The following is a 16,767-nucleotide window of genomic DNA, read 5'->3' on the forward strand; positions in this document are numbered from 1 at the left end:
CTCAGATTGCAAAACTGAGCGCTTCGGTCAACTCAAATTTGAGGGGTGCTCCAATTTTATTTTCGCCACATAGCTTCGACGGAGCGGGCGCGCGGCGCGATGAGGTCAAAAACCCTCCGCAGAGAGTGAGAGTGCTGACGGCCTTCGCCGTGACGGGTTGAAGACGGAGGAGAGACCTCCGGTCCCTGTCCTGGAGATGACTCATGACCCAAGTCGAAATTCTTAACACCGTTCGGGACCCCGCCGGTGGCTACAAAGTGGATGTATCCCGCGGCGAACGAATCGGCCGCGTGTCCTCAGAGTGGTTCTCGCGGCCGCCTGACGAGCGCTTCCTGTCCCTGTCGGACCTCTACGCGGCCGTGCGCGGACGGACCGAGCGCAGCCGGACCCGAACCGTGGAGAGCGCGGCAATCCGGGTGGATGCCAGCCGTGAGGACGCTGAACGCCTGACGCTGGTGCTGCCCGGCGCGGACACGCCGATCGCGCCGACCCATTGGAGTTTCGGTCAGCTCGCGAGCTTGGTCGGCGCGCCGGCGGCCTATCTCCGCCAACTCCCGGCGCCGCTCGCCGGCATTAATCTCCAATACGGCTTGACGTCGAATCGCGCCGAGCAGGTCAAGACGCTGGAGATCGAAGATGGCCGTATCGAGCTCCGCGCCGTCACCGGCCCGGATTATGGCCGCATCTACGACCATGAACTCGTCGAGGCGGTGCAGCGCATCGCCGGCAACGGCACAGGCGATACGCGCTGGAAGGTGCCGGGCGTGCTCGACTGGTCGACCGGCGTCTATCATCCGCGTGTCGATATCACGCAAGACACCACGACCCTCTACGCCTCGGACCGCGACGTTTTTCTCTTCCTTGTTGACGATCTGAATCCGATCGAAGCCGGTCGGCTGCCGGACGGCTCGCCCGATCTTTATTTCCGCGGTTTCTACTGCTGGAATTCTGAAGTCGGCGCGAAGACGCTCGGCATGGCGAGCTTCTATCTCCGCGCGGTCTGTCAAAACAGGAATCTGTGGGGCGTCGAAGATTTCGAGGAAATCACCATCCGCCACTCGAAATACGCCGCCTCCCGCTTCGCACATGAGGCAGCGCCGGCGCTGACGCACTTCGCCGATTCTTCGCCCATGCCATTCGTGAACGGCATCAAGGCCGCGCGGGAGAAGATCGTCGCCCGCACTGATGAGGACCGAGACGACTTCCTGCGACGGCGCGGTTTTTCCAAGAGGGAGACGGCGAAGATCATCGAGACCGTGTTGACCGAGGAAGGCCGCAAGCCCGAGAGCATCTTCGATTTCGTGCAGGGTATTACCGCCGTCGCGCGGAACAAGACCCATCAGGACGCCCGTCTCGATCTGGAGGCGCGCGCCAAGAAGCTCCTCGATCGCGCAGCCTGAATTCCAGAAATCCGGAGACGCGGAAATCCGTGTCTTCGGTTCCGTGCCTTTCCGCATCTGCTGATCCTCTTTCCCGCGGCGCCGTCCTCAGAGTCAGAGGGCGGCGCCGCGCTTCGTGACGGGCTGCGAGCCGAGAGAGAGGCTTTCGGCGGGCTCGTCACGGAGTTCATCCCCATGGCTACTGCCGTTCAGAAGATCACACTGTCGTCCTCGCGCGACATCCCATTCAACAAGCTCGTCCTCTCCCAGGCGAATGTCCGGCGGGTGAAGGCCGGCGTCTCGATCGAGGAGCTCGCCGAGGACATCGCGCGCCGCACGCTACTCCAGAGCCTGAACGTCCGGCCGGTGCTCGACGCAGACGGCGCCGAGACCGGCATGTTCGAAATTCCCGCGGGCGGTCGCCGCTATCGGGCGCTCGAGCTTCTGATCAAACAGAAGCGGCTCGCCAAAACGGCGCCCGTCCCCTGCGTCGTCCGGAATCCCGCGAGCGACATCCTCGCGGAAGACGACTCGCTCGCCGAGAATGTCCAGCGCGCGCCGCTGCACCCGCTCGATCAGTTCCGCGCCTTCCAGGCGATGCGCGCCAGGGGAAAGTCGGAGGAGGACATCGCCGCGGCCTTTTTCATCGGCGTCAATGTCGTGAAGCAGCGCCTGCGGCTGACCACCGTGTCGGAGAAGCTCCTCGACATCTATGCCGAGGACGGAATGTCGCTGGAGCAGTTGATGGCCTTCGCCGTTTCGTCGGACCACGCTCGGCAGGAGCAGGTCTGGACAGCGCTGGAAAAGTCCTGGTCGAAGGAACCTTACCAGATCCGTCGCATGCTGACGGAAAAAGCGGTGCGCGCCGCTGATCGGCGAGCCGTCTTCGTCAGTCTCGACGCCTATGAAGCGGCTGGGGGAATCGTCATGCGCGACTTGTTCCAGCACGATGACGGCGGCTGGCTGGAAAATGTCGCGTTGCTCGACAGCCTCGTCATCGAAAAGTTGAAGGTGGCGGCCGAAACAGTCGCCGCCGAAGGCTGGAAATGGGTCGAGGTCGCGGTCTCGTTCCCGTTCGGACATACGAATGGGCTGAGAGAACTCGTCGGCGCGTCCACCGAGTTGACCGACGACGAACAGGCGACGATCGATTCGCTCGAGGCCGAACATGAGAGCCTGGAGACCGAATATGAGAAAGTCGACGAACTGCCGGAGGATATCGACAGGCGCCTGGGCGAGATCGAGACTGCGCTCGCCGAGCTGCAAAATCGACCGCGGAGCTTCGACCCGTCCGATGTCGCTCGCGCCGGAGCATTCGTCAGCATCGACGCCGAAGGCCTTCTATCTATTGATCGCGGCCATGTGCGGCACGAGGACGAGGCGCCCGCTCATGAGGAGAACACGAACGAGGATGCGGGCACAGTCGAATCGTCACCAGCCATTGCTCCCGCCGTGCAGCAGACCGTCATCACCATCGAAGGCCACCCGGTCGACTCGGAGGAAGATGAAACCGACACGCTCGCGCCATTGCCCGAGCGGCTGATGATCGAGCTAACGGCGTACAGAACATTGGCGCTACAGAACGCGGTCGCGAATAGTCCGCGTGTCGCCATTACGGCCCTGCTGCATAAGCTCGTCGCCGACACCTTCCATTACGCGGCGACTTCGGCCGCCGGCTTGGAAATCTCCTTGCGGCAGATATCCTTTCCGATCCAGCCCACGGATTTGAAGAATAGCGCCAGCTCGCATGCGATCGCAGAGCGGCAGGACGCATGGAAATCGAGCATTCCCGGAGACGACCAGGAGCTCTGGGATTGGCTTGTCGGCCTCGACGACACGCATCGCCTCGCGCTGCTTGCGCATTGCGTCAGCCATGGCGTCAACGCCCTCCATGAGAAGACGGACCGCTATGGCGGCGGCGCGGTCACGGCGCATTCAGTGCAGCAGCGCCTGAAGAATGCCGATCGGCTCGCTCGCGCGGTCGGCTTGAACATGGTCGACGCCGGTTGGAAACCGACCGTCGACAATTATCTCGGTCGCGTGCCGAAGCGACGAATTCTCGATGCCGTCCGCGAAGCCAAGGGCGAACGGGCGGTTCAGCTCATCGAACATTTGAAAAAGGGCGAGATGGCGGTCGAAGCCGAACGCCTGCTCGCCGGCTCCGGCTGGCTGCCTGAGCCTTTGAGGCTCGACGATTTCGAACAGGCTGATCTCGAAGTGGGCGAAACAGCCGGCGAATCCGGAGAGCTGCCTGAGTTTCTCTCGGACGATGAAGCGAATGAGAGCGCCAATTCCGATTGCGGCTGAATGATCTATCGGCGGAGCGCTGCAAAGCACTCCGCCATTTTTCATGCCGGCGATCGAGAGCTCCATAATCAAGCGCATGTGACCCCGCCATCATGCGATCCCGATGACACCGCTCGTACGCGGCCCGTTGGAGACGCCGTGAGAGGAAGAGTTTGGCCGGGAGGAGCGAGCCCGGCTGGTTCGAGAGAGAGCGCCCGCCGGCTCGTCCGCTCCCGCTCTCCCGAGACCTCTTCCATGTCCAAGATGTCTGCACCCGCAGCCGCCGATGCGGCTGCGTCGACTCTGGCCCGCCGCTCTTCTACCGGCTCCGCGATCGCCGACGCGGCTCGCCGTCTTCTTCCCCATCTCGAACATGGCCGACGCCTCGACGCCGCCATTCTTCGCGCGGCGATGGAGTCCGCCTTCGGCGCGTCGGACGCCTCCGGCTCCTGGGACTGGAAGATGGGCTATGACTCCTGCGAGGCGGCGACGGCTCTGTTCCTGCGCAAATACGGAAAGGCGATTTTCCGCAAAACCGGCTCTCCGGCCGCCGCACTTCCGATGCTGTCGAAGATCGCAGACCTCTCGCCGACGCATACGCGCCGATCGGAGGAGAGCGAGACGTTCCAGCAATTCTCGACGCCGATCCCGCTCGGCCTCGCGGTTCTCGTCGCAGCCGCGATTTCGCCCGCCGACCGCATTCTCGAACCCTCGGCCGGCACCGGACTGCTCGCCATTCTCGCCGAGATGGCCGGCGCATCCCTCGTTCTCAACGAGCTCGCCGAAACCCGCGCAGAGCTTCTCTCTCTTCTTTTTCCCTCCGTTCCGGTCACCCGCTTCGATGCGGCGCAGATCGACGATCATCTCGATCCGGCGATCACTCCTTCCGTCGTGCTGATGAACCCACCGTTTTCGGCGATGGCGAATGTCTCTGGTCGAATGGCGGACGCCGCCTATCGTCACATCGCCTCCGCCCTGGCGCGGCTGGCCGATGGCGGCCGACTCGTCGCGATCACGGGCGCGAACGTCGCGCCCGACACGCCAGCTTGGCGAGACGCCTTTATCCACCTTCAGCAGCGTGGCCGCGTCGTCTTTTCCGCCGCGATCGATGGCGCTGTCTACGCGAAGCACGGCACGACCATCGAGACGCGGCTTACGATCATCGACAAACTGCCAGCGGACGATCCTAGAGTCTTTCCGGCGTCGCACGGCACAGCGCCCGATGTCGCGACGCTCCTCGCCTGGATCGGCGAGCTGGCGCCGCCGCGCCTGCCGATCGCCTTGCCGGCGCCGGCCAGCGGTCCGCGGCCGCGCACGGAGCCGGCCATTTCCGTTCGAAACGCTCCGGTTCGTCGAGCGACGCTCCCCGGCGCGCCCGAGGGCGTGGGGCTCACCTATGAGACCATCGACTGGGCGCCGCTGGAAGGCGCTCGCCTGACAGATGCGATCTATGAAGAATACGGATTGCAGTCGATCCGTATTCCCGGCTCTCAGGCGCACCCCACTAAGCTGGTGCAATCCGCCGCCATGGCCTCGGTCGCGCCGCCGAAGCCGAGCTATCGGCCGCGGCTGCCGGCGAACATCCTCTCCGACGGACTTTTGTCCGACGCCCAGCTCGAAACGGTGATCTACGCCGGCGACGCCCATTCGGCGTTTCTCGCGGGATCATGGACGGTCGACGAGACCTTCGACGTCACCGCCGCGGCGCGTGACGACGCCGACAGCGCTATTCGCTTCCGGCGCGGCTTCATGCTGGGCGATGGGACCGGCGCCGGCAAGGGCCGCCAGTCGGCCGGGATCATCGTCGACAATTGGATGCATGGCCGCCGCAGGGCGCTGTGGATATCCAAATCCGACAAGCTGCTCGAGGATGCGCAACGCGACTGGTCGGCGCTCGGCATGGAGCGCCTGCTCGTCACACCACTCTCGCGCTTCCCGCAGGGCAAGCCGATCTCGCTGCAGGAAGGCATCCTATTTTTAACCTACGCTACGCTGCGGTCCGATGAACGCGGCGAGAAGGCTTCCCGCGTGCGGCAGATCGTCGAATGGTTGGGCTCCGATTTCGACGGGGTGATCATCTTCGACGAAAGCCACGCCATGCAGAACGCCGCCGGCGGCAAGAGCGAACGCGGCGACCAGGCCGCCTCGCAGCAGGGCCGCGCAGGACTTCGTCTCCAGCACGCTTTGCCGAATGCCCGCATCGTCTATGTTTCGGCGACCGGCGCCACCACGGTCCATAATCTCGCCTACGCCCAGCGCCTCGGCCTCTGGGGCGGCGAGGATTTTCCCTTCGCGACGCGCACCGAATTCGTGGAGGCGATCGAAGCCGGCGGCGTCGCGGCGATGGAGGTGCTCGCCCGCGATCTTCGCGCCCTCGGCCTCTATACGGCGCGCTCGCTCAGCTATGAGGGTGTCGAATATGAGCTGGTCGAGCATCGACTCACGCCGGAGCAAACCCGCATCTACGATTCCTACGCCGAAGCCTTCGCCGTCATCCACAATAATCTCGACGCCGCCATGCAGGCGGCCAACATCACCGGCGCGACCGGCACGCTCAACCGGCAGGCCAAAGCCGCCGCGCGATCCGCGTTCGAATCCGCCAAGCAGCGCTTCTTCGGCCATCTGCTGACGAGCATGAAGACGCCGACGCTGATCCGCTCGATCGAGCACGATCTGAAGGAAGGTCACGCCGCCGTCGTCCAGATCGTCTCGACCGGCGAAGCTTTGATGGAGCGCCGCCTCGCGGAAATTCCGACCGAGGAATGGAACGACATCCAGGTCGACATGACGCCGCGCGAATATGTGCTCGACTATCTCGCTCATTCCTTCCCGGTGCAGCTCTACGAACCCTTTACTGACAGTGAAGGCAATCTGTCGTCGCGACCTGTCTTTCGCGACGGCCAGCCGGTCGAGAGCCGCGAGGCGGTCGCCCGCCGCACTGCGTTGATCGAAAAGCTCTCCTCCTTGCCGCCGGTGCCCGGGGCGCTCGACCAGATCGTCCAGCGTTTCGGGACCGATGTGGTCGCCGAGGTGACGGGGCGCTCGCGGCGCATTGTCCGCAAGGGCGAGCGCCTCGCCGTCGAAAGCCGCGCCGGCTCGGCCAATCTCGCCGAGACCGCCGCCTTCATGGACGATCTTAAACGCATCCTCGTCTTTTCCGACGCCGGCGGCACCGGGCGCAGCTATCATGCCGAGCTCTCCGCCCGGAATCGTCGGCTCCGCGTCCACTACCTGCTCGAGCCGGGGTGGAAGGCCGATACCGCCATCCAGGGCCTCGGGCGCACCAATCGTACCAATCAGGCGCAGCCGCCGCTCTTTCGTCCGATCGCGACCGATGTGAAGGCAGAAAAGCGCTTTCTATCGACCATCGCGCGCCGGCTCGACACGCTCGGCGCGATCACGCGCGGCCAGCGTCAGACGGGCGGCCAGGGCCTGTTTCGTCCCGAGGACAATCTGGAGAGTCATTACGCGCGCGACGCGTTGCGACAGCTCTATCTGCTGCTCGTCCGCGGCAAGATCGAAGGCTGTTCCTTGCAGACCTTCGAAGATGCGACGGGATTGTCGCTGACGGATTCCAATGGGATCAAGGACGAACTGCCGCCGATAACCACCTTCCTCAATCGACTGCTGGCGCTGACCATCGAGCTCCAGGGCGTTCTGTTTACCGCATTCGAGCAATTGCTGAACGCGAAGGTCGAAGGAGCCATCGCCGCTGGCGTCTATGACGTCGGGCTCGAGACGCTGCGGGCCGAGAGTTTCCTCGTCACCAATCGCCGAACCATTTACACCCATCCCGGCACAGGCGCGGAGACGCGCCTGCTGACGATCACACAGCGCGAGCGCAATCTTCCCCTGACGCTCGACCGGACGTTCGATCTTCTCGCCGATCGGCGCGCCGTGCCGCTCGTCAACGAGCGCTCGGGCCGAGCGGCGATCCAACTGCCTGCGCCGTCGCTGATGCTCGACGATGGCGAGATCGAGCAGCGCGTGCGCCTCATCCGGCCGATGGAGCAGCATTATGCGTCTTTGAAGATGATGGAGGAAAGTCACTGGACCGAGGTCGACGGACACGCTTTCGCCGCCGCGTGGGGCGTCGAGGTCGCCGCCGTGCCGGAATTCTCCGACAGCACGATCCATATCGTCGCTGGCCTGCTGCTGCCGATCTGGAAACGCCTGCCGAAGGACTCGACGCGAGTCTATCGCCTTCAAACCGATGACGGCGAGCGCATCATCGGCCGCCGGGTCACGGCCGCCTGGGTCGCGGCAGCGCTCGCAGCTGGCGCCACCGATCTCTCCGCAGAGGATGCGTTCGCTGCCCTGACGGATGGCCGCGCCGTTCTCCACCTCGCCGAGGATCTCCAACTTCGCCGCGTTCGCGTTATGGGCGCGCACCGCATCGAGCTGTCGGGATTCACCGACGCCATGCGTGAAAGACTCTCCGCCTATGGGCTGTTCCACGAAATCATCTCCTGGAAGCTGCGCATGTTCGTGCCCGTCGACGCGAGCGGCCCGGCGGTGCTGGCGAAACTGATGGAGCGCTATCCGCTCCAGCGCGTCAGCGAAAAGGAGGCAGCGTGACATGACTCGTCCCGACGCCTCTGATCTCGCGCGGTGTCTCGGCCGTCAGGCCGAGGCGGTGTGCCATCATTATCTCCACAATGGATATCGCGAAGGCCGATATTGGCTGGTGGGCGATGTTCGGAACACGCCGGGTCGCTCCATGTTCGTCCGGCTGATCGGGACTAAGAGCGGCAAGGGCGCCGCCGGCAAATGGACCGACGCCGCGACCGGCGAGCACGGCGATCTGCTCGATGTCATCCAGGAGAGTTGCGGCTTCACCGATTTCAAGGACACTGTCGATGAGGCGCGCTTGTTCCTGAGACTGCCGCGTCGGGAGTCGCCGCCGATGACGAAGAGGACGAGATCACGTTCGGTGCCTGTCGACTCGCGGGAGTCGGCGAGGCGGCTCTTCGCTATGTCGCAGCCGATTTCCGGGACTCTCGCAGAAGCGTATCTGCGCAATCGCGGCATTACGGCTTTGCACGAAACCGCATCGCTCCGCTTTCATCCACAATGCTATCACCGGCCGGACGAGCATTCCCCGACCGAAATCTGGCCGGCGATGATCGCCTCCGTGACCGACCTCGACGGGCGCCTGACAGGCGTGCATCGCACCTGGCTCGATCCTCGCGGCTTTTCGGAGACGACGCTCGGAAAGGCGCCGATCGAAACGCCGAGGCGGGCGATGGGCGATCTCAATGGCCATGCGGTCCGTTTTGGCGTGGCGGGTGAGGTGATGGCGGCGGGCGAAGGCGTCGAAACCGTTCTGTCGCTGCGATCGGCGCTTCCGACCATGCCGATGGCCGCGGCTCTCTCGGCGGCGCATCTCTCCGCCATCCTCTTCTCCGACACATTGCGCCGGCTCTATATCGCGCGCGACGATGATCCGGCCGGCGACGGCGCGGTGACGGCGCTGATCGACCGGGCGCAGCAGATCGGGATCGAGACGATCGTGCTGTCTCCGGCGCTGGGCGACTTCAACGAAGATCTGCGGTTGCTCGGACTCGATGCGCTCCGGGCGGCCGTACGTGTGCAGATCGCCCCGCAAGACGTCGCGCGCTTCATGGAGCTGACGACATAGGCGCGGGCTGAAGGGATGACGCTCGCTGCCGGCGGATTCACGTCTCGAAGAATGATGACGCTTCCTGAATTATCGGAGAGGTCCGCCCCCACGTCCTTCTTCAGAGGGCGATCGATCGGCAGGCGGCTCGGATCGGCAACGGCTGCTGCCGGCTATTTTCCGGCGCGGCCTGCGGCCGCTTTCCATCGCGAGACAAAATAGCCGGCCTCCGCCGTCCTCCGCTGCGCTCCGGCCCTTCGCTTCGCTGCGGGTGCAGGTCCGCTCCGCCCGCCGCTTTCGTCGCCATGAAGGCCGCGATGGGCGCGGTCGATCCGACGAAAGGAAGCGCCATGATCACCGATCGCGACGACGACCGCAACGAGCCGCACGCGTCATCCCCGACCGACCATATCCTCCAGGAACTCCAGCTCTACGGCTATCGCCCCTTTCAGGACGAACCTGATCCGAGGCCATTGCCAGAAGGGCGCATCGTCTCGGGCGCCGTCGCCGACATCTTCGACGCGCTGATCGCGGCATTGCAGGACACCCGCCTCGAGCCGGATCTCGGCGACTTGCTCTGGTCGACCGTCAATGTCTTTCACCGCGCCGTGGAGCGGATCGAGCGCGAGCTCGACGACAATGAACAGGCGCAACGCCGCTCGCAGCGCAAGCAGGATGGCGGCGAGGTGAAATCCGTCGAGCTGGAGCGACTCACAGCAGAAGGGCAGACTCACCTCGAGCGCCGGGACGCATTCGAGCTGATGCGCGATCACGCCGCCGAGCATTATGAGCGCCACACCGGATCGTCCTGGCGACCGCGCGGCGGATCAATGGTCAATCACCGCAATCTCACTTCGGCGATGATCGACAGCCGAGACTTTCTCGCGGCGAAGAAGCGCTCCGAAAACGAGGTGCTGCTGCCCCCCGGTCCGAAGATCGCCATCACCGGCGGGCTCGACTTCAACGACCATCGCCTGATCTGGGCAAAGCTCGACCAGGTCCACGCCAAGCATCCCGACATGGTGCTGCTGCATGGCGGCAGTCCGAAAGGCGCCGAACGGATCGCCGCCCGCTGGGCCGATCACCGCAAGGTTCCGCAGATCGCCTTCAAGCCCGACTGGGCCAAGCACGCGAAGGCGGCGCCCTTCAAGCGCAACGACGCAATGCTGGAGGTCTTGCCGATCGGCGTCATCGTCTTTCCGGGAACCGGCATCCAGGAAAACCTCGCCGACAAGGCGCGCAAGCTCGGTATTCCGGTTTGGCGCTTCGGCGCAGGCGGCGCGTGAGCGCCGCCGACCATCAGAGCCGGAAATGCGCCGAAACGCAAAAGCGTGTCGCCGCCTTTGCGTAAAGCCTTGTTTCAGTCGGGCGCGCCGAGCACGGCGATCCTCGCCGCGCGCGCGTAATACGCCAATTCCGTATCGTTCTCGATGATCTCATCGAGCAATGCCTTCATGTCGCTCAAATCCGAGCCGGACTGAAACGGCCCCGGCTGCCGCTCGATCGCCAGCGCCGCGATGGCGAGCGCCTTCTTCACGAGATGGAGATCTCGTCCAGTGAACTCCGCCATGCCGACCTCCCGAGCCGTTCGCTCTGCAGATGCACTGTGGTCGGCCGACAATAGACGAGGTTCGCGCGATCCGCGACCGGGCTTCATGATTTCGAAGCAATCGACTCCTGTCGGCGAGCGCCACCCCGCTCTGATCGGCGCTGATCCTCTATCCGCCCGACGGCCTAACGCCATCAACCCACGAGGGGTCGGCTACGCGAGCGTGCCGCCGCTTCGGCTTCACCTGCGCGGTGATCGCGGCCATCGGCCGGACACATCGGGCGCCTGTCGCGCGGGGATGGCCCCCGCCACAGCACAGGAGCCGATCGATGTCTCGAAACCTCACCTTCGCCCACGCTCGCGGTTGGGACCTCGCGAACACCCTCATGATCTGCGTCGTCGTCTTCCATGACGGCGCGGGAGACTACGGCGTCATGCCGTCGACCGAATACGACGGCGATCCCGCCGCAATTGTTTACGAGTTCGATCCCTTCCAATCATGAAGGAATCTGCCACCACGAGCGACGAAAATCCCGCAGGGATTTTCGCTCGCCCTGTCTCATCTTTCCGGCTAGGCTCGCCGCTGCGCTGCGGCGGTGGTGGAAGGCGCGCTCGTCAGACCTTTGTCTCACGGAGACCACCGCTATGATCATCTTCGGACCTCTGCTCGTCATCGCCGGCATCGGCTTCTTCTGCTGGCTGCTGTTCACGCTCGCCGTCTTCGCGCTCCCCTTCTATGCCGGCCTGACGATCGGCGCCTGGGCTTTTCATACTGGCGCCGGCTGGCTCGGCGGCGCCGTCGTTGGCGTCATCACCGCAGGCGTGACATTCGGCGTCGGGCAATTGGCGCTCGCTTTCGTTCCCTGGACCTGGCTCCGACTCGCCGTCGTGCTCGTCTACGCTGCGCCGGCGACGGTCGCCGGCTATTACGCCACGCACGGAATTGCCCAGATGGCTATGCCCTCCACGACATGGCAGATGATTTTTTCGCTCGTCGGCGCGGTCGCGGTCGGCATCAGCGCTTTGATCCGCATCACCGGAACCGCCCCGCCGGGACGGGAAGAAACGCGTCTCGCGCGGGCCTGACGCCGTTGCAGCTGCTCCCATGGGCGCATGTCGATCTGCATATCTCCGAGTTCATCGTCGTGACACGGCGGCTATGATGGCGGCGAATTCGAATTGTCGTGGCGAGCCGGTCGAATTGTGATGCTCATCGGAGCAATCCATTGGCGAGAGCGATCTCATTGTCGTCCGACAATCAGCGGGGCGGGAGGCATTTCGATATGCGCTCGGAAGCGACGACGACGAAATTTTGAAGCCGGACAGAGGATCATCATCATCGTCGGCACTCGTCGCCGAATCTTTGCGGTCGCATGCGGTCGCCGAATTCTCCCCGATGCTCGTCAGGCCGAGCGCTCCATAATGGCCTCTTTGATGGGCGGATCTGGCCGAAGGCCGGCTGCGCCTCGATCGCCTATGCGGCAATGGCGCCGATCGACTTTCTTCCCCTGCCGGCTGCGCCGTCATTCCTCGCGAAACAACAAAGTCGCTCTTGCGCCATCCTCCGCTGACGCTGCGGTCGCAAGCGATGCCGCGTCGATCGCCTCCGGCCCTTCGATCGCCATCGAGGCCGCAATGGCGCGGGCTCGGAACTTCAGATCGAGGAGAATTCCAATGGCGACCATCGGCACCTTCAAGAAGACCGGCAACAACGAGTTCACCGGCGAAATCGTCACCCTTTCCGTCCAGGCCAAGAATGTTCGCATCGTCCCCGAAACTACCCGCTCCGGCGAGAATGCGCCCAGCCACCGCGTCTACGTGGGCCGAGTAGATTATGCGTAGCGCGCGATTATGTGGAGTCTGGCGCCGGGAGTGGCGGCTTTCCGGGGCTTTGGCGGCGATGTCGCTCCGCATAATAACGGGGCGAAGTCCGCGACGCCCTGCAGTGTGGCAGGGCGTCGCGGGCGCCGATCAGCGCGACCAGATCAGCGCGTATTCGCCGTTCTCGCCCTCGAACAGGTTGGCGTAGATGGGGGCGGTGAACGACGGATCGTCGAGCTTGACCGAGTGATAGGTGCGGCCCTCCTTCGAGGTCCGGCGCCATGCGGCGCCGATCTCGACTCCTGAGACGACCACCCGGAGGTCGGGGGCCTTGTCGCTGGTGGAGGCGGGATCGCTGGGGACGAGGCGCGCCTTGGCGTCGATGGCGAGGGTCTTGATCGCGCCGGTGTAGACGCCATCGTTGCTGCGGGTGAACGAGCCGATCTGGGACATGATGTAGCTCCTCTTGCTGTGTTCCAAGCCCGCGACCATCGCGGCCTTGTGGCGATCAGGAGCCCCGGGACGGCCGCCCCGCACCTGCAAGGCCGCAGCGCCAGCGGAGGACGGCGGGAGCCGAGCTTGTTGTCCCGCGAGGAGCCTCCCGCAGGGAGGCGGGGAAGAAGGTTGGCGACGCTGTTGCGGGGACGAGGCCGGGTCGAAGACCGCATCCTGGGGCCGATCCGCCCACACAAAGGCCCGTTGGTCGCGGCGGCGACACCGCGCCCGAGGAGACATCCCCGATCATGCCGTCGCCGCAACAATCGCGGACGCCCGCCGTCCGCACTCATGTCGGCGCCGTGTGCGCATCGGCCATCAGCGATGCGATCAACGCGTCAGGCGCTTTGAACCGACCACGTCGCAACGCGGGCGGGAGCACCGCTTCGACGGCCTCGAGCTTTTCGGAGGGATCCATCCCGAGGTAGATCTCAGTGGTTCGGATATCGGCATGACCGAGCCACAGTGCGACCTTGCGGATATCACGCGTGGCCTGGAGCATCAGCACCGCGCAACTATGCCGCAACAGGTGTGGCGACAGCGCGCGATCAACCAGCGTGGGGCATTGTCGTGCAGCGGCCCGACCATGTTTTTCGAGGATATATTCGAACCCGGCCCGCGTCATCGCCATGCCTTGCGCGTTGACGAACAGCTCGGGCGCTTGCGGCTTCCCACGCACTGCGAGCCAGGCGCGAACGTCACGCGCGGCGTCCTTCCAGAGCGGCAGGCTGCGCTCGCGGCGCCCCTTGCCGAACACGAGGATGCTGGGGCTGGGTTGCAGAATGATGCGACTCATCGTCATCCCGACCAGTTCGGAGACACGCAGGCCGCCGGCGAAGCACAGGTGCAGCATCGCCCGGTCGCGGATCCCCGACCGGGTCGAAGTGTCCGGCGCATCGAGGATGGCGCGCACCTCCTGCATCGTCAGATGCCGGATGAGCTTGTGATCATGGCGCTTGCCCGGGATCGCATCGATCTGCGCGACCTGCGCCAACGCGCTCGGGCGCTGAAGTTCGACGTAGCGCATGAACGCCTTGATCGCGGCGAGCCGCAGGTTGCGCGTCGCCGCGCTGTTGCCGCGATCTTGCTCGATATGAGCGAGGAACGCGAGCACCATCGCGGCGTCGATCGCTTCCAGCGTAAGCCGCGATGGCCGCGTCTTCAGGCGATCGGCGGCGAAGGTCAGCAAGAGTCGGAAGCAAGTCGCATAGGCCTCGCAGCTGTGCGCGCTGTACCCGCGTTGCCGAGGCATGTGCTCGCGGAGGAACACGGTGATGAGCGGTGCGATCGGCGTCATACGATCACCTCCGCAGCCAGCATTTCGGCGGCCGCGGCGATGTCGCCCATCAAGTCGGGCGTCGCCTCCAGATACCAGTAGGTGTGTCGGATATGGCCGTGCCCGAGATAGGTCGAGAGCGCCACAAAGTCGCGGGCGACATCCTCGCGGCGCATGGCGCATCGCGCCAACGCGCGCGTCGCAAAGGTGTGGCGCAAGTCATGGATACGCGGGCGACGTGGTCGATCCGGCGCGATCCCGGCCTTGTCCAGGATCACATGGAAGGCTGCATGTACCGCTCCGAGCCCCATCGGTTTGCCGCCGACCGTCAGGAACACATGATCATCCACACTCGCGACTGTCGCCCGGATGCGCAGATAGGCGTCGAGCGCTGCAACAACGCTTGCGTGCATCGGCACAAGCCTGCTTTTGTTGAACTTCGTCTGGCGGATGTGCAGCACGCCGTCCGGCAGCAGATCGCCGAGTCGCAAATTCAGGGCTTCCGAGACGCGCAGCCCGGTCGCGGCGAGCAGGCCGATCAGCGTCGCGTGGACGTGTCGCCTGAGAGGGCTGGGCTTTTGACGCCGCAGATTTGCGGCGGCGTCGAGCATCCGCGCCAGTTCGTCAGGCGTGTAGATATACGGCGCGGGTCGCGAGCGCGGACGATAATACGGACGATGCCGTGGTATCTCGTGCCTCGAGTCCTCGGCGTGCAGGAACCGCGCGAAGTCGGCTATTTCCTGAAGCCGGCGATAGCGCATGTCCGGCGTTGAAGAGACCGTCGCCGTCCAAGCGAGCGCTGTCGCGGTGCGGATATGGCTGTCGCCATTGGCCACGGCATGGCGGGTGAACGCGTCGAGATGCCGTGCGGTCTTTTCGAGTTTGAAGCCGAGCGACCGGCGCAGCGCGACATAGCGGAGAGCATCGTCGATCAGCATGACGCGTCTCCCGGCCAGGGCTGTGTGATCGTCGCCAACAGCGTCATGTCGACCTTGGCGTAGTGCGCGGTCATCGCGGGTGAGCGGTGGCGTAGCACCGCACCCACGCCAGCAAGGCTAACACCGTGCCGCAGCATCGATGTCGCCGCCGAGTGTCGCAGCACATGCGCGCCTTTGTGTCGGCTCTCGACTCCCGCGCGTCCGAGTGCGCGCCGCACAACGCATTTGATCGTGCCGCGGTCGATGGGCCTGAGCGGCGCATAGTCGGTTAGGAACAGCGCACGTGAGCCTGGGAACGCGGGACGCGCGCGTTTGAGATAGGCGATCAGCGCATCGCCGACCTCCTGACTAAGCGGTAGCAGCTCTTCGCGACGCCCCTTGCCATGCACTCTGATATTGCCCTGTCGCCAGTCGATATCGTCGAAGCAGAGACGCGCGACCTCGCTGGCGCGCATCCCAAGCCGCACGAGCAGCAGGATGATCGTGCGGTCGCGCAGTCGCCGCTCCCCGTCGCACGCGGCGATAACGCGCGCGATGTCATCCTCGGGAAGAAAGCGCGGGATCGAAGCGAGCCGCCACTCCGCCGCGGGTGGCATGGCGTGGTCGAGCCCCAGCGGACAGCGACCGGTCGCGATCAGGAAGCGCACGAATGCGCGGATCGAACCACCAATACAATTGAGGCGTGAGACCGAAACGGAGCCGGCGCGGCCCAACATGTAGCCCCGGATCGCCGCGGCGTCATAGGCGGACGGGTTGTCGCCGAGCGCGGCGACGAACGGGATGATCGCGCCGGCGTATGTGGCGAGTGTCGTTTCGGCCAGCCCCTGCTGTTCACGCGCCCATGTCATATACTCGTCGACGATTGGCGGCCTCGAGAGCGCTGGCATCGGCGGCAGGGCGCCGCGATCTTCGAGATAGGCGATGAACAGCTTGCCCGTCTCGACGGCGTCTCTGTTGACGTCGCCTCGGAAGCGCGGGCGATATCCCGCATTGATCAGCGCGAACGATGCGGCGTGCGCGGCGCGGACCGTGTCGAACGCATAGCCCTTCTCGCGCGCCCAATGTGTCCAACAGGCGAGCAGCCTGATCCGCTCGACGATCGTCTTGTCGGTATAACGTCGTTGTCGTAGCCACGCGGTAAAATCGTCGGCGTGATCGGCGGCAAGTCCCGCCCGCAATCGGTCTTTGACGTCATTCTTCCTTACATAGACACCTGTTGGCACGGTTTGCCTCCTCGTTGGTTGGAGGCGGACTTTGGAGCGTGGGCTTCCACGTCCAAAGCGGCGATCGCGCTGATCGGTGATCGCCATCGAGCGCGGTGCCTGATCGATGCTGGGGGCGTTCTCCTCGGGCGCGGTGTCGCCGCCGCGACCAACGGGCCTTTGTGTGGGCGGATCGGCCCC

The 16,767-nt window shown here is 64.7% G+C and carries 12 protein-coding genes and 1 pseudogene; 8 read left to right on the plus strand and 5 right to left on the minus strand.

Annotated features, from left to right (window positions below; genetic code table 11):
• Positions 1 to 203: 203 nt before the first annotated feature.
• The 5 genes from AC6IW9_RS12075 (at position 204) to AC6IW9_RS12095 (ending at position 10,571) form a co-directional block, all read left to right on the plus strand.
• On the plus strand, positions 204 to 1,400 hold the full coding sequence (locus AC6IW9_RS12075) for a DUF932 domain-containing protein (protein ID WP_497763984.1): 1,197 nt from the start codon (positions 204 to 206) through the stop codon (positions 1,398 to 1,400).
• Between the two features lie 174 nt (positions 1,401 to 1,574).
• A complete protein-coding gene (locus AC6IW9_RS12080) occupies positions 1,575 to 3,686 on the plus strand; it encodes a ParB/RepB/Spo0J family partition protein (RefSeq protein ID WP_497763985.1) in 2,112 nt (703 codons plus the stop codon).
• A gap of 234 nt (positions 3,687 to 3,920) precedes the next feature.
• A complete protein-coding gene (locus AC6IW9_RS12085) occupies positions 3,921 to 8,243 on the plus strand; it encodes a strawberry notch-like NTP hydrolase domain-containing protein (RefSeq protein WP_497763986.1) in 4,323 nt (1,440 codons plus the stop codon).
• Position 8,244: 1 nt separating this feature from the next.
• Positions 8,245 to 9,306 carry a DUF7146 domain-containing protein gene (locus AC6IW9_RS12090; RefSeq protein ID WP_497763987.1) on the plus strand — a complete coding sequence of 354 codons (1,062 nt, stop codon included), beginning with the start codon at positions 8,245 to 8,247 and terminating at the stop codon, positions 9,304 to 9,306.
• Positions 9,307 to 9,635: 329 nt separating this feature from the next.
• The gene (locus AC6IW9_RS12095; protein ID WP_497763988.1) at positions 9,636 to 10,571 is read left to right on the plus strand and encodes a DUF2493 domain-containing protein; all 936 of its coding nucleotides are present in this window, start codon (positions 9,636 to 9,638) and stop codon (positions 10,569 to 10,571) included.
• 74 nt (positions 10,572 to 10,645) lie between these two features.
• On the opposite strand, the gene AC6IW9_RS12100 is transcribed toward AC6IW9_RS12095, so the two are convergent.
• Positions 10,646 to 10,855, minus strand: a complete 210-nt coding sequence (locus tag AC6IW9_RS12100) for a hypothetical protein (RefSeq protein WP_497763989.1) — start codon at positions 10,853 to 10,855, stop codon at positions 10,646 to 10,648.
• 308 nt (positions 10,856 to 11,163) lie between these two features.
• Between AC6IW9_RS12100 and AC6IW9_RS12105 the strand changes: the two genes are divergently transcribed.
• The 3 genes and pseudogenes from AC6IW9_RS12105 to AC6IW9_RS12115 all read left to right on the plus strand — a co-directional run.
• Positions 11,164 to 11,337, plus strand: coding sequence for a hypothetical protein (locus tag AC6IW9_RS12105; protein WP_497763990.1), 174 nt, complete (start codon positions 11,164 to 11,166; stop codon positions 11,335 to 11,337).
• A gap of 142 nt (positions 11,338 to 11,479) precedes the next feature.
• Positions 11,480 to 11,920, plus strand: coding sequence for a hypothetical protein (locus AC6IW9_RS12110; RefSeq protein ID WP_497763991.1), 441 nt, complete (start codon positions 11,480 to 11,482; stop codon positions 11,918 to 11,920).
• 588 nt (positions 11,921 to 12,508) lie between these two features.
• Positions 12,509 to 12,667 (plus strand): annotated as a pseudogene (locus AC6IW9_RS12115) (DUF736 family protein); the annotation flags it as partial.
• A gap of 138 nt (positions 12,668 to 12,805) precedes the next feature.
• Here the strand turns inward: AC6IW9_RS12115 and AC6IW9_RS12120 are convergent.
• The 4 genes from AC6IW9_RS12120 to AC6IW9_RS12135 form a co-directional block, all read right to left on the minus strand.
• The gene (locus AC6IW9_RS12120) at positions 12,806 to 13,108 is read right to left on the minus strand and encodes a DUF736 domain-containing protein (protein ID WP_476160615.1); all 303 of its coding nucleotides are present in this window, start codon (positions 13,106 to 13,108) and stop codon (positions 12,806 to 12,808) included.
• Positions 13,109 to 13,439: 331 nt separating this feature from the next.
• The gene (locus AC6IW9_RS12125) at positions 13,440 to 14,447 is read right to left on the minus strand and encodes a tyrosine-type recombinase/integrase (RefSeq protein WP_497763867.1); all 1,008 of its coding nucleotides are present in this window, start codon (positions 14,445 to 14,447) and stop codon (positions 13,440 to 13,442) included.
• Positions 14,444 to 15,364 carry a tyrosine-type recombinase/integrase gene (locus AC6IW9_RS12130; RefSeq protein WP_497763866.1) on the minus strand — a complete coding sequence of 307 codons (921 nt, stop codon included), beginning with the start codon at positions 15,362 to 15,364 and terminating at the stop codon, positions 14,444 to 14,446. The genes AC6IW9_RS12125 and AC6IW9_RS12130 overlap by 4 nt, the downstream gene beginning before the upstream one ends.
• Positions 15,358 to 16,587 carry a tyrosine-type recombinase/integrase gene (locus tag AC6IW9_RS12135; RefSeq protein WP_497763865.1) on the minus strand — a complete coding sequence of 410 codons (1,230 nt, stop codon included), beginning with the start codon at positions 16,585 to 16,587 and terminating at the stop codon, positions 15,358 to 15,360. Before AC6IW9_RS12135 ends, AC6IW9_RS12130 begins: the two co-directional genes overlap by 7 nt.
• Positions 16,588 to 16,767 lie beyond the last annotated feature (180 nt).

The organism is Methylosinus sp. shoA, from assembly GCF_059718125.1.